The sequence below is a fragment of the Vibrio owensii CAIM 1854 = LMG 25443 genome (assembly GCF_000817815.1).
Taxonomy (GTDB): domain Bacteria; phylum Pseudomonadota; class Gammaproteobacteria; order Enterobacterales; family Vibrionaceae; genus Vibrio; species Vibrio owensii.
The window spans coordinates 63,434-76,954 of sequence record NZ_JPRD01000017.1; the positions used below are offsets into that span (position 1 = coordinate 63,434).

The window sequence follows — 13,521 nt, forward strand, 5'->3', positions numbered from 1 at the left end:
CACGGCGAGTTTGAGTTAGATTAGCGCGCAACTTCACTTTACCGGATCAATAGCATGAGCCAACAGCAGCCGAATAACCCACTTCACGGGTTGAGTTTAGAGAAAATCCTTACCCGTTTAGTTGAGCACTTTGGGTGGAACGGAATGCATGAGCGCGTTCGTGTGAACTGCTTTAAGAAAGATCCTTCAATCAAATCTTCGTTGAAGTTCCTACGCAAAACGCAGTGGGCAAGAGATAAAGTAGAAGCGCTGTACATCGAAACGTTCTGCTAATCGGATTTGGTGCACGTTTAAATGAGAGATTCCGGATGGCTCGCTGAGGCTCGTCCGGAATGACGCTGATTTCTTGTTGCGTTGTCGGTTATTTAGACCTTAATCTCTCGCATCTCGCATCTCGCATCTCGCATCTCGCATCTCGCATCTCGCATCTCGCCTCTTTATTACTCCAAATGATGCGTACTGCCCACGGTACCTTCCAAGTCTAAAATCGACTGGCGGACGTGGTCTGGAATCGCGGCTTTCACATTGTTCTTAAAATCAAACATCACACCAGTAGCGGTCGCAATGGTCGCAATCTTGCCCCACTTCTTACTCAGCACTTGGTATTCCATCGTGATGCGATCTTCTTGCATGTCGATTACGCGTGAGCCAATTAAAAGCGTATCTGGAAACGTAACGGGTAGCTTATAGCGGCATTGGGTTTCACTTAGAACCGGACCGATGTGAGACGTCTGCAAATCTACCAACAGATTAATCTTGTTGAAGTAGTCCAAACGCGCAGTTTCGAAGTAACGAAAATACACCGCATTGTTGACGTGTTGCAGGGCATCCATCTCTCCCCAAGCGACTTTGATTTCCGTAATCACTGGGAATTCTTTTAATAACGTATCCATTACTCATGTTCCTTTTTCATCGACGTTGCCGCAATTTGCAAAGCGACTTATCACTTTGAGTATTTATTCTAGATGGAACTGATTAAAATGTAATAAAATTGTATGTAAAATGTGAAATGAATTAGATGCTTATTTTTGTAAGCTAAAAACTTTACATAGTCAGTTGTGAGGCGTAGGTTTAAGTAAGCGTAACCAAAAGGAGATGTCCAATGACAGAACTGAAAGGTTTCAATCTTGCCAAAGTAGAAAAACGAATCGACTGGACAGGTGAGCTGTTCAGTTTACGAGTTTCCGGTGCGCCTCTCTCCTTCAAAGCCGGACAATTTACCAAACTCGCCTTGCTCGACGAACAGGGCAATCCCATTAGCCGCGCATACTCGGTGGTGAATGCGCCCAGTGAGCAGTTCGAGTGGCTCGAATTCTTAGTCGTCGCGAACCCAGAAGGGCAATTGACCCCAAGGCTGCAACAGCTTCAAACTGGCGATAGCATTTATGTTGGTGAAACTGCTCATGGCGATCTTATCCACGATACCATTCCCAAACATGCAAACGATCTATGGCTGCTTTCCACGGGCACAGGCATTGGTCCATTTCTCTCTTTGTTAGACGACATTAATCTACTCCCACACAGCGATCACATTGTGCTGGTACATGGTGTGCGTTACGAAAGAGATTTAGTTTACAAATACCTGATTGAGCAACTCCAACAGCGATATGAAGGTCGTCTTCGTTATGTGCCGATTGTCAGCCGTGAGAGTATTCCGGGTAAGCTTCAAGGCCGCATTCCAGATCTGATTGCGTCGGGAGAGCTCGTTAATCGTGCGGACTTACCGTTTTCTAAAGAAAGCAGCTTTGTGATGATGTGTGGCAATCCTGAGATGATCAAAGATACCTCTCCAGTACTGCAAGATATCGGCTTGGAAAAGTATCGTGCCCGAACGGGTGGCAATATCATTTACGAGAGATATTGGTAAGCGCTGATCAATTTTTAGACCATCTCACTTCTGAGAGAGGGTCACAAATATGACTTCTCTTAATTGAGCACACTTACCCTCATCCCTAGAATGCATCAGCTTGCATTTGAGGGGATAAGGTATGTGGTGTTCAATTGCCAATAGAAAACGAAGGATGATTGGTGGTCTTATCGATCTGATGATCGTCACGGGGTTAGTACTGCTGATTGCGTTGACCATCAATTCATTTGTGAACGACTTTGAACTCTCTGTGAGTGAGAATCTTCAACTGGTAAAGGATACAAAGGCGAGCTACGTACTTACCATCCCCATGTTGATGCTAGTGAATTGGAATTTACTGCGCGAAGGGCAAACGATCGGTATGCGTTTAGTCGGGATTAAAGTGGTGATGAAGAACGGCCACGACACGACGAAAGTCACCGCTTCACTTCGATTGTGCATCAGCTACTTAATTGAAATGCTGATTCCATTTACGCCACTAGTGAACATCATTTTGCTCTTTTGTCACCCAGAACGTCGCTTGTTACACGACATGCTCTCTGGCACCAAAGTCGTCAACTGCTAAATTACTCGCTGTTCTTGTATTAAAGCTGTTGTTTCACTCAGAGTTGCGAGCGAGTCAACTTTCCATATTTCTCTTCTTACCACTACACTTACTTCAGACATAAATTCAATCGCTTAGGATTCAAGGATGATGAACAAAGCTGGTTGGACAGTGTGCCTTGCCACGCTTACTTCCTTTACCACTATCGCTGGTGAGTGGGAGATTGAAGCGGGCGGATTTTTCTCTCGCACTGACACCAAACTTAACGCTTACGACCCTTATCTCGATCAAATACGCACTATTGATTTCGAATCGGATCTCGATTTGAAAGAGTTTACTGTGCTGCCGTATGTAGAGGTTGAGTATTACTTCAATAAAAAACACAGCGTCTATGTGGATTGGCGAAGCCTACACCGAGAAGCGACCCGCACCGCAGTGACTAAGCCTTTTGAGGTTACGGTAGATGGAACGACTTACGCGGTTCAGGCGGGCTCAAAGCTGACTACAGAGCTCAATATCGATATTGTGCGCCTAGGTTATGGCTACCAGTTTTACACCAGTGACAAGTGGGCAGTCGATGTGTTGGCCGGATTACACGTGATGTGGCTGTCGCTGGGCTTGGACGGCAAGCTTGGCGCTAAGGCAAGTGGCGTTGATGAGTTTCCGGTGATGTTTGTGGACGAGACGGTACTGAGTGATGTTACGGCACCTTTGCCTGATTTAGGTATTCGGGCGGAGTATTCGCTTAATCAAGATTGGATTTTGAAAAGTCACGCCCAAGTCTTTTATCTAGCAGTAGACGATATTGAGGGATACTTGTTAGAAGTCGATTTTGGCGCGAAATACCTCTTCACCGACCAATTCAGTATGACTGGGTCATTCAACTATTACGAAGTCGGGGTGGATTATGAAAGCGACAATTCAGCGCTCGATGTTACCTATCGATTCTATGGACCGATGCTGACTTTGGCGTATAAATTCTGATAATAAAAAAGCCACACTTGAGTGTGGCTTTTTACATCTAGTCTTTACGACTAAACCAACGGGATTATTGCTGGTTGATGTAGTCTTTAAAGCGCGCTTGTGTCTCAGCGTCTGCTTTTTGGTACCAGAAATGCAGCATTTCTTCAGCCGTTGAATCTGCTTTCATTGTCGCAGGCTTAGTTTGCTTCATGTCTGCTGGGATCTTTGCAGGAAGTGTTGCTGGTTGGATAACCGCTGCACTTACAACGCCAACTGCCGCAACGCCGCCAGTCTTGTTGTAGTCTTCCACTTCACGTACGTAATCACGACCGATTTGCATGCCAGGCTTGATTAGCTTGTCTTGCTCTACCGCAATTGCGTTGCCAGAAGCATCAACCAGTTTCCAATCTAGGTCTTTGATTTTGTCTTCTGCTTGGCGAAGGTCGCGATATTCAGGAACTTGTAGGCTTAGTTCCGCGTCTGTTGCGTCAAAGCGAGTTACGATAACGTCACTCTCAACGCTTAGGCGATCATTACCTTGGCTGAAGTAAGGTGCGTAGCGAAACACAACTTGGTTTACGCCGTCAGGTAGCGTGAATGATTTTTCTGAAGCAAAGAAGCCGCCAGATAGTTTCACCTTCTCGCCGTTAGCCGCCAAAATAGAAACGTCGTCAGGAACGGTTACTGTCACATCCGCAAATGCCATGCCACTCATAGCCAAAGCAAGCGCGCAAGTTAAAGGCTTGATCAATTTCATTGTTTTTATCCTAAGCACTGAATTAGTGGTCATCGAGAGTGCATCGTTCATTGTCCGATTGCAACTCCCGAATGTAAGAAGATTGAAAATTTAACAAGAACGTCATTTTAATCGGATACCAAACTATGAAACTGTGAGCTAAATAGCTCAAACCGCTGCAAAGGGCAGCGGTTTGTTTCAATTGATAGAACGATTAGATACCAGCGCCATGTCCAGCTTCGTTTTGTTCTGAAGCTTGTTCGGCATTTTCCGCTAACGCTTCTTGCTGTTGTTGAGCTTTTTCAATGTTCAACCACCACACAAATAGCTCGTACCAAATCGCAAGAATAACCGCACCTAAGAACAGACCAACGATGCCGTAGAACAACATACCACCGATGGCACCTAGCAGAATGACTGGCATTGGTACATCAACACCACGACCCATTAACATTGGCTTGAATAGGTTTTCAGACAGTGCTGCAACCACAACCCAAACCGTAAACATGGTTGCTGTGCTGGTGTCTTGCGTCATGTACATGTAACCAATGACTGGCAGAACGGCCAATAGAGCAGGTAGCTGTGCGATACAAAGAATCATCAGCACTAGCGTTAGTAGGCCTGCAGCCGGAACACCAAAGATGAAGAAGCCCGCACCAATCAATAGTGCTTGAATGGCAGCTACACCAACTACGCCAAGTAACACACTCTTAATGGTCGCAGCAATAAGCGTTGTCCAACTCTTCGCGTTATCACCTGCCGTGCGAATAGCAACGGTTCGTAAGCCAGAAGCAATTGACTCCGAGTAAGTCATAAAGCCAGCAGCAATCGCTAGTGAAATGATAGAAAGTAGCAAGCTACCTAGAGCACCACCGACCATACCAAGTAGAGACGTTAGACCCGACTTGATTTGTGGCATAAAGGTTTGAATTGCCTTCTCTAAGTTAGTCGCAAACAGAGTCCATACTTCGTAAAGCTTATCACCGACAAGAGGCCAATCAGCAACAGAAGGTTTTGGACCAGGGATTTTGATGTCGCCACTTTGAAGAACGTCTAGTGCGTGAGTTGCACCATCTACGATAGAGCCCGAAACCATAACAAGAGGCGCTACCAGAAGTGCGATACCCAGCAAGGCGATTGTCGTCGCCGCGAGGCCACGTTTACCACCATACACTTTTGCCAGCTTCTTACAGATCGGCATCAGTGCAACGGCAATGATGGCACCCCAAATCACAGGAAGAATGAAAGGCTTTATGATGTCGTACGTAAACATCAGCAAGATTAAAATCAAGCCGATTCGTATAGCAGATTCCACCATGTTACTGATGAAAATCTTGCTCTCATTTTTTTCCGATTGTTTATCCATTTTTGTTTACCTGATGTTCAATGTTGGAACTGACGAGACTTGAAACAACAATCGCCATATAAAACACGCCTACAATGGCCTCTAAATACACAACGACTTGTGCCAATGGTGTTAGAGGGCTGATGTCGCCATAACCGAGAGTGGTTAAGGTGACGAAACTGAAATACGCTGCATTAGAGAAGTTCTGACCCCAAGAGATGGCTTCCATCCCGGTGAATGAGTTTGGAGAGAACTCAAGAAGAATGAGGTAGGCAATTGCCCACATCAGTCCCAGCAGCAAAAATAGAGCAACAGAGCCAATGACTTTGTTGGTGTTCACATGCCCAGTGAACAGAATCTGCCTTGCGATAGACTTAAATGTGCCGAAGAAGAACGCGAAGGTGAGGGCGAGCATCACTACGTCCATTTCTTTGATGCCTAGCACGGCTTTGATACCAATCACCACAACCCAAGTACCCAATAGGGTATAGAGGAAACGTGACCAATTTTTGTCAAAGCGCAAGCTCGCCATACAGACGATGAAGGTGATGATGGTGAAGCCTTGCAGCAAGTGCTCCATCGCACCTTCTCCAACGACCTGTACAAACGCACCGCCGATCAAAAGCCCGATGAGCGCTAAGGTCAGATAGAAGAAGTTGTTTTCTTCATTGATGTTTTTGAGTTTTTTTCCAATAACCATGGTTATGCCTGTTTAACTCCTACTCTTGTTCTTGTGATGAGTCCTTCATCACCATGATGGAAGCAGAAAGCCCGAATCGAAGATCGACACCTTCTGGCAGTTCATGCAGAGAAACGCGAACCGGAATACGTTGCGCTAGGCGAATCCATTGGAATACTGGATTCACGTTCGGCAGTAGGTTGTAGCCCACGGTGCCGTCTTTTGGTGCGATACCCCAACCAATAGAGTCCACCGTTGCATCGATTGGCGTATCTGGATGAGACATTAAGGTCACGCGCGCATCGCTACCCGGAGCAATTTGTGCCAATTGGTTTTCACGGAAGAAGCCAAAGACCCAGAAGCTATTTTTGTCGATAAGTGCCACTAATGGTTGGTTTGCAACTGCCTGTGTACCGTCACGGATATCTAGGTTTGACACAAAGCCATCAACCGATGCGTACACTTTGGTGTAACCAAGATTCAGGCGTGCGGATTTAAGTTGCTCTTCTGCTGATTTGATTTGCAGTAGTGACTCTTCGTAAGTGATCTCACGACGAATCAGATCTTTGTGAGAGACAGCTCCACGGTCTTTCGCTCGAATGTCTTTCAAGCGATCGTATTCGATCTTTTTACCGCGAGAGCTAACGATGGCTTTCTCTAACGCCACTTCGGCTTGTGATAGGGCAACTTCGTAAGTGGTTGGGTCGATCTCAAACAGCAGATCACCTTTCTTCACTTCTTGGTTGTCCATCACCGCAACATTGACGATAGGGCCAGACACACGAGGTGCGACCTTGATAACGTTCGCACGTACCTGGCCATCGCGGGTCCATGGGTTATTAAAATACTCTTCGAACTTCTGATAGCCGAACCACGCCGCGCCACCAAGAATGACAAGATTGAGTGCAATAACGAGTAGTTTTTTCATCTTGTTGGGCACCTAAAACTGTATATACAAACTGTCGATGGCCACCATGTAGAACACCATGATGGCAATGAATGTCAGAGACGGAAACGCAATGAAACGAGACAAACGTGTCTTGTTCAAAATGATCACCGTTATCCATGTAGCGGTGACTGCAAGAATCAGCACCAAGAGCAGCGGTGAGAAGTAAACGTCACCCCAAGAGAGTTCGTGTGGCATTACTGCACCTCCCCATTTTGCTCGGCATTGTTTTGCTCATCACTTATTTGCTCAGGACTGTCCGCTTGCGCTTTGTCTGATGTTTGCTCAAGAAGCAGTGGCGGCAGAACGCGTTCTTCTTCGTCTAGCAAATCATCCCAATCGCTGCGGTCTTGCATCTGTTTTGCAACGGTTTCTGATAAGAAAGGCTTACCAGTTTGGGTTTCCCAACCGCCACCGAGTGCTTTGTAAAGGGCAACCACTTGGTTTGCGACGTTACCTTTGATGGTGGCGTAGCTGTCTTCTGCGCGAGTCATCTTCTCTACTGAATTCAGTAGACGCTCAAAAGAAATCTGACCGTTTTCGTACTGGGTCATCGAGATGTTGAACGCACGGATGGATGAGTTCACCGATTGCAGACGCAACGACTTTTGCTCCAAGTACAAGTCGTAAGCTTCCAGCGCATTGGTTACTTCATTAACCGCTTGCAGCACCTTCTTGTTGTAGTTGGTGATGGTTTCTTGGAAGCGAGCATCTTCAAAGCGGATGTTGTTCTTCACTCGGCCGTACTGGAAAATGTTCCAGCTAAAGCTTGGCCCCGCGACCATGGTCAACGAGTCACTGAAGCTAAAGCTGCTGCCGTCCGGTACTGTGCTGTCGATACCAATCGAACCGAACAAGGTGAAGCTTGGGTACAGTGCTGTTTCTGCAACGCCAATCTGAGCACTTTGCGCTCGTGCTTGCATCTCTGAAACCTGCAAATCAGGTCGACGCATTACTAGATTCGCATCCACTTTGTCATCCAACAGAGGAGGGCGAGGTACGATGGAACGTTCATCATTCCCAGACAAAGCAGGTTTTCTGCCTGAGGATTTAAACTGGTTTTCGTAATCTGCCATACGCTGGGCAAAGCCATCAGATTGCAACAGCTTTTCAACGTCTTCTGGCAGGACACCCAACAGCAATGCCAATGCCGTGCGCGACTGCTTCATTGCAATTTCAAGCGAAGGTTGCGCCGCTTTAGTATTGAAGAGCTGGTTCTTCGCTTGCTGAACGTCGAGCTCGGTTACGTTACCCGAATCAAACTGCACCTGAGTAATATTCACCACGCGCTCTTGGATCTCGATGTTTCGACGAGAAAGCAAAATACGCTCTTGGAACGTGCGGTAGTTGATGTAGTTGCGTGCCACCTCAGAGGTGATGGTCACCATGATGTCGTGGTATGACGCAATCGATGCATAGTAACCAGCCTCAGCCGACTCAATGCCACGTGCGTATTTGCCCCAGATGTCCATCTCCCAGCCAGCGTCAAACGACAACGCAGCGTTATTCACACCTTGGTCGTTCACATAAGCCCTAGCTAAGTTACCGGAGACCGTTTGCACTTGTGGGTATTGCAATCCTGTGGAGATCCCCAATAACGAACGTGCTTGAACGATACGCAAACCCGCCGCCTCAAGATCGAGGTTTTGTTGGCTCGCCATCTCAACCAGTTGGTTCAGTGTTGGATCGTTGAACTGCTGCCACCACTGCTGCAGTTTTTGCTCGGATTGTTGTGTGTCTTGCGCCGCTTTTTCTACCGACCAATCACTTGGCAAGGCGGTTTGCTCTGGATGGACGTAGTCCGGACCCAAAGTCGTACACGCACTCAATCCGAGTACAGAGAGTATGGCGAGGCTTGGTTTAGTTAGTTTTAGAAGCATCATATCCTCACCTTTAAAACCGCTTCTGACGTAAGTTCACCCAATCGATATCCTCGTAGGTTTGCTTGCATTGGTTGATCGCTTCGAACACGTTCCGTTTTAAATTCAGCAAGATATAAAAACCAGCAATCTCTGAATAAGCGTAGTCAGATAAATCCAACTCACTAAAGAAATCTTCCAGTTTATTTTCAAAGGATTGGTAATCCTGGCTGTATTTTTCGAACACAGAATCGAGTTCGTCGGTCGCCTGATGGCTTGCGAGTGCGCCAGCCATCAGAGGTAATATGGAATCGGTATGCTTGCTGCGTAACTGCTTGATAAGGGGGTTACTTAATAGCTTTTGTTCGGCAGCAATCAGAATGTTGACGTGGTTGCTCAGGGCGTCACAAGACTTGCTGAATGCCCCAATCGCTTCTGGCGGTGTCTTGTCGAACAGCTTGTGGTTGATTTTAGAACCCCACACTTTGAGCTTTTTAGAAGAGACGTTCAGTGTGACCAAGTGCAGTGAACGTTTCATCTTCTTGTAAGTCGATTCAGACTGTTCGTAGTAACTGGAAAACAAATCGCCCACATGCCTGAAATACCGCTCCTTCATGGTCAAGAACAAGTGCTCCGGACGGGAGTTGAACGGGAAGTAGTGAGCGAAAATGATCATGAACACCACCATGTAGAACAAGGTCATGATCGTCATCAGAATGCCAAAGTGATAGGTCATGTTGTTGTCGAGGCCGAGGACAAACAAGCCAATCATGTAGAAGATGGTCACCGGCCCTTTAAACAAGTAGAAGCCGATAAAGGTGTAGATGAAGATGAACAACCCGAGCTCACCACCGAGTTCTAATCCCGGCAAGATGAAGACGTACGAAGGCACCGCAAATAGGAAGCCAAACGTAAACAAAATCAGCAACATGAATGGGTGAACAGGTACGAACGACAGCAGTGACATAAAGATGGTCGAGAAGGTAACAAACGAGTAGCCACCCGGTGGATTGAAGTAAATCCAAATCAACCCAGCCACCCAGTAGGTGGTGAAGGTTTTCACTGCGGTTTTGAAGTTTTCGGCATCCCACCAAAGGAACTTGCTCTTCTGCTTTGGTAATTCTTGTTTGAACGACACATTGTTGGTCACCGAATCAATACAGCTGATGCTCTCTGCTAAGCGAGATAAGCTCTGGTGCATTAATTTAAGCAAGTGACCAAGCGTGAGTGCGGAGCCTTTTGCAAGGTGTGGGGCGTTAGATAAAGCCTGCTGGTTGTAATCAACTTTAAATTCCTGTGCGCGATAGGCAGGGCCTTCGTTGTCCCACATCTCTTGGCAGGTTTTGAAAAGAGTTTGAATTTCTTCGACGGCTTGATCGAAGTTGTTGATGCAGCTTCGGTCTTGCTGGTGGCTAAAGTGACTGTGTGCTGCCACGCTGAGCTCTTGGGTGATTTGCTTGTTGAAGTGGACGGCAAGTTGCCACTCTTTCATGTAGGCCGAGACATCACTGCACTCGACACTCACGGTTGCGAAGCGTTGCTCTAACGCGTTTTGCGCGGCAAAGACTTTGTCTAGCAACTCATCGATAGTGGGCTTTGGTTCTTCGTCTTCCTCACCGTCCTGCGTGCCCGAAGCCGGAACTAACCCTTGGTGTTGAGCATGCCTTTGTTCGAAGTTCTGTAAAATCGCTGCGAACAACGCTTGCTGAGCTTGGTTAAGTTGTTCAATAAGCTGACGAAGGTTTTGCTCTGTCTTTGTTGGCCATAAGAATGTGCCTACCAAGGTGTAAAGCACCACGCCAAAGATGGTCATGTACGCTCGGTCAACGCCGTACATAAACGCGCCTTCTGCATCGCCACCGTTAGACATCATCAAAGTCATTACGCCGGTTAGGGCAAGCAGCGTTGGGTCTTTTTGGTAAGCGTTACGGAAATAGAAGATAAAGGACACAACCACAGAGACACTGAGCATGTACATGAAGCGGTCTTGAGCAAACATTCCAACTAGCAGCAAGCCAATCACAGCACCGACCAAAGTACCCAACACACGCAATGTGCCTTTCGCTAGCGATTCACGGCGGCTGCCTGTTGAAGCGATCAACATGACTGTCGTTGCTGCCGTCGACGCTTGCGGCCAACCCATGGCAAATGGGATCAGATAAGCCAGAGTCAGGCTAAGGGCTACTTTTGTGGCGAATTTGCTTTTATCGTTCATAGTCTCAAAGTTAGCTCAGGCTTATGTTTGTAAGTGGATGAATTTACTCAATCAATAGTCAGAATTTCGTTCTGAAAAAATTGCGGAGGCGGAATATAGCGATTGAAAAGAGGTGGTTTGTAAATCCTTTGTCAAAACCAAATTGGGTCAAAATGCTCAAATCGCCGTTCACACCCCGTTACCTATGGCGTGAGGGAAAAATGACCAAGAAAACGTTTAACTAGAAAATCTCATTACTGATACAGTTTTGCAGGAGTTACCAAACCAAATTTCTATTCAAGGCTCATCGCCAGCGTGTTAGGCATTGCTCACGTCCAAAGTGCTGTGAAAACAAGTGCCTAACAAAAAGCATAGATGATGGGAGATAAGTTGAGAGGAAAGTTTTTATTTTTTATTGGCTTGCTGGAGTCTTTGTCGGGTTTTGGGAGCGAGATAAAAATACTAAAGCGATACCACCAAGGATGATGGCACTGGTGATGATTGAATGGGTAGTGAGCGGCTCACTTAACAACGCACTTCCTAAGACTAACGCAATTGCAGGGACAGAAAGTTGGCTGACCGCTGCTTGCAGCAAGGTCAGTTTTTGCATCACTTGATACCAAAGGACGTACCCGCAACCAGAGGCGATGGCGCCGGATGCAACCGCGAGCATTACGCCTTGCAACGTAACGTGAATGGACTCTAGTAGAAGAGGAGAGAGTAAAAGCCCAAAGATAGAAGCGGTAATGAATCCACAAGTAATGCCGCTGCTAGGAGTGGGAGCTTGCTTACCCAAGGCGGTAAACCCTGCCCAACAAATGCCTGAAAATACCATTAACAAAGCTGACCAAACATCAGGACGTGTTGCCGATGGCAGCATTAACCACGCAAACCCAAGCAAAGAAACCGCAATACCAATCAGTTCGAGTCTTTTAAACCTTTGCCCTTGCCACCAGTAGAGTGCGACCAAAGTTAGCTGTACGGCACCAAAAAGTAACAAGGCTCCAGTTCCAGCTGCTAGTTTTACATAAGCGAAAGAGAACAGTGCCGCATATCCAAATAAGGCCATCCCAGCGAAAAGACTAAATCGAGTTGTTGGGATTTGGCTGCGCCAGTTGCCACGCAAAAGCATGATGGCGATGAGAGTCACGGCGCCAGAGAGTAAACGGATAAGAGTGAAGCTGCCCGCGTCAATCAAACCTGTTGCCAATGCCAAGCGGCACAACAGCGAATTGGCGGCAAACGCCAACATGGCAATCGCGGTCAGTAAAAATGTCGACATTCCTTATCCTCAAATCTCATTAAGAGTCGCAGTGTAGCGCTAAATCGAAAAGGCTAATTAGTTGATAAAGTGATTAGTTATAGCTGAAACCATAGCGCAACGCTGAGTGGAAAGAACATCACTTTGCGAAATTGAGCGAGAGCGGTAAGTGTTATAACATAACATTTTATTTTTAGACTCAACATAAAATGAGGAATTCAGATTGAATCTATTTGTTAACGATCTCACGGTTATTGATGCTTCGTACTTGTGTGAAACACGAGGCATGGTCGGCGAGAGTTGGATTCTGGACGTAGTAATGCACGGCGATCTCAATGAGATGAGCATGGTGCTGGATTTCTCGAAAGTTAAAAAACAAATCAAACAGTTGGTCGATCAGTACGTTGATCACCGCTTGCTTGTCCCTGTAAAAAATTCCGCAGTCGAAAGGGCGAATACTAAAGCCGGTTATACTCAAGTCGATCTCATGCGCGGAGAAAAGAGCATTCACCTGCATTGCCCAGATGAAGCCTTTTGCTTCGTGGATGCACAAGAAATCTCAATAGAGAGTGTAACGCAACACATCCACCAAGTTCTGCAAGGTCATTTACCAACTAATGTGGCATCGATTGACGTGACCTTGCGTCATGAAAAATTCGATGGCGCTTACTATCACTACACCCACGGTTTAAAAAAGCACGATGGCAATTGTCAGCGTATTGCACATGGTCATCGCTCGCCTATCCAAATTCTGGTTGATGGTCAGCGCGATGCCGCTCGTGAGGACGCTTTTGCGCAGCGCTGGCAGGATATCTACCTCGCTTCTATCGAAGATCTGGTTGAGATCAGTCATTTGGAACTGAGCGAACATGCGAGCCTCATCAACTGCGATACGCATTTTGGTTTCCGATACACCACTTCACAAGGTGACTTCCAACTTGCTATTGCGCACAGCGAAACCGAAGTATTGAACACCGATACGACGGTAGAGTTGTTGGCTGTGTTTATCGCCAATGAAATTGCTCCTTCACTGGAAGAAGGGCAGTCGTTACAAATCATCGCTTATGAAGGCGTGGGGAAAGGAGCAATGGCGTTTCGCTAAGAGGGCGCTGCTCAATCTCAATCAA

The 13,521-nt window shown here is 46.7% G+C and carries 14 protein-coding genes; 5 read left to right on the forward strand and 9 right to left on the reverse strand.

Annotated features, from left to right (window positions below):
* Nucleotides 1-54 precede the first annotated feature (54 nt).
* Entirely contained in the window at nt 55-273 is a 219-nt protein-coding gene (locus H735_RS11495) for a VF530 family protein (protein ID WP_005436214.1), read from the forward strand.
* 167 nt (nt 274-440) lie between these two features.
* Here H735_RS11495 and H735_RS11500 read toward each other — a convergent pair whose 3' ends face one another.
* Nucleotides 441-893: an acyl-CoA thioesterase gene (locus H735_RS11500; RefSeq protein ID WP_005453229.1), complete on the reverse strand. Its 453-nt coding sequence runs from the start codon at nt 891-893 to the stop codon at nt 441-443.
* A 209-nt stretch (nt 894-1,102) separates the two neighbouring features.
* Here H735_RS11500 and H735_RS11505 point away from each other — a divergent pair, with 209 nt between their 5' ends.
* The 3 genes from H735_RS11505 to H735_RS11515 all read left to right on the forward strand — a co-directional run bounded on the left by H735_RS11505 (nt 1,103) and on the right by H735_RS11515 (nt 3,395).
* Entirely contained in the window at nt 1,103-1,867 is a 765-nt protein-coding gene (locus tag H735_RS11505; protein ID WP_009706466.1) for a ferredoxin--NADP reductase, read from the forward strand.
* A 121-nt stretch (nt 1,868-1,988) separates the two neighbouring features.
* Nucleotides 1,989-2,432, forward strand: coding sequence for an RDD family protein (locus tag H735_RS11510; protein WP_027726627.1), 444 nt, complete (start codon nt 1,989-1,991; stop codon nt 2,430-2,432).
* A 126-nt stretch (nt 2,433-2,558) separates the two neighbouring features.
* Complete coding sequence (locus H735_RS11515; protein ID WP_020195366.1) at nt 2,559-3,395, forward strand: DUF481 domain-containing protein; 837 nt, start codon at nt 2,559-2,561, stop codon at nt 3,393-3,395.
* A 64-nt stretch (nt 3,396-3,459) separates the two neighbouring features.
* On the opposite strand, the gene H735_RS11520 is transcribed toward H735_RS11515, so the two are convergent.
* The 8 genes from H735_RS11520 to H735_RS11555 form a co-directional block, all read right to left on the reverse strand.
* Nucleotides 3,460-4,131: a DUF2057 domain-containing protein gene (locus tag H735_RS11520; RefSeq protein ID WP_020195365.1), complete on the reverse strand. Its 672-nt coding sequence runs from the start codon at nt 4,129-4,131 to the stop codon at nt 3,460-3,462.
* Between the two features lie 193 nt (nt 4,132-4,324).
* On the reverse strand, nt 4,325-5,476 hold the full coding sequence (locus H735_RS11525; RefSeq protein ID WP_020195364.1) for an AI-2E family transporter: 1,152 nt from the start codon (nt 5,474-5,476) through the stop codon (nt 4,325-4,327).
* Nucleotides 5,469-6,155, reverse strand: coding sequence for a potassium channel family protein (locus tag H735_RS11530; protein ID WP_005436230.1), 687 nt, complete (start codon nt 6,153-6,155; stop codon nt 5,469-5,471). Before H735_RS11530 ends, H735_RS11525 begins: the two co-directional genes overlap by 8 nt.
* 19 nt (nt 6,156-6,174) lie before the next feature.
* Entirely contained in the window at nt 6,175-7,062 is an 888-nt protein-coding gene (locus tag H735_RS11535; RefSeq protein ID WP_005436231.1) for an HlyD family secretion protein, read from the reverse strand.
* 12 nt (nt 7,063-7,074) lie between these two features.
* Nucleotides 7,075-7,278, reverse strand: a complete 204-nt coding sequence (locus H735_RS11540; protein ID WP_020195363.1) for a DUF1656 domain-containing protein — start codon at nt 7,276-7,278, stop codon at nt 7,075-7,077.
* Nucleotides 7,278-8,963, reverse strand: a complete 1,686-nt coding sequence (locus tag H735_RS11545) for a TolC family protein (protein ID WP_020195362.1) — start codon at nt 8,961-8,963, stop codon at nt 7,278-7,280. Before H735_RS11545 ends, H735_RS11540 begins: the two co-directional genes overlap by 1 nt.
* A 10-nt stretch (nt 8,964-8,973) precedes the next feature.
* Nucleotides 8,974-11,154 carry an FUSC family protein gene (locus tag H735_RS11550; RefSeq protein ID WP_020195361.1) on the reverse strand — a complete coding sequence of 727 codons (2,181 nt, stop codon included), beginning with the start codon at nt 11,152-11,154 and terminating at the stop codon, nt 8,974-8,976.
* 391 nt (nt 11,155-11,545) lie between these two features.
* Nucleotides 11,546-12,415, reverse strand: coding sequence for a DMT family transporter (locus H735_RS11555; RefSeq protein WP_020195360.1), 870 nt, complete (start codon nt 12,413-12,415; stop codon nt 11,546-11,548).
* A gap of 202 nt (nt 12,416-12,617) precedes the next feature.
* On the opposite strand from H735_RS11555, the gene H735_RS11560 reads away from it, so the two are divergent.
* Entirely contained in the window at nt 12,618-13,496 is an 879-nt protein-coding gene (locus H735_RS11560) for a 6-carboxytetrahydropterin synthase (protein ID WP_020195359.1), read from the forward strand.
* Nucleotides 13,497-13,521 lie beyond the last annotated feature (25 nt).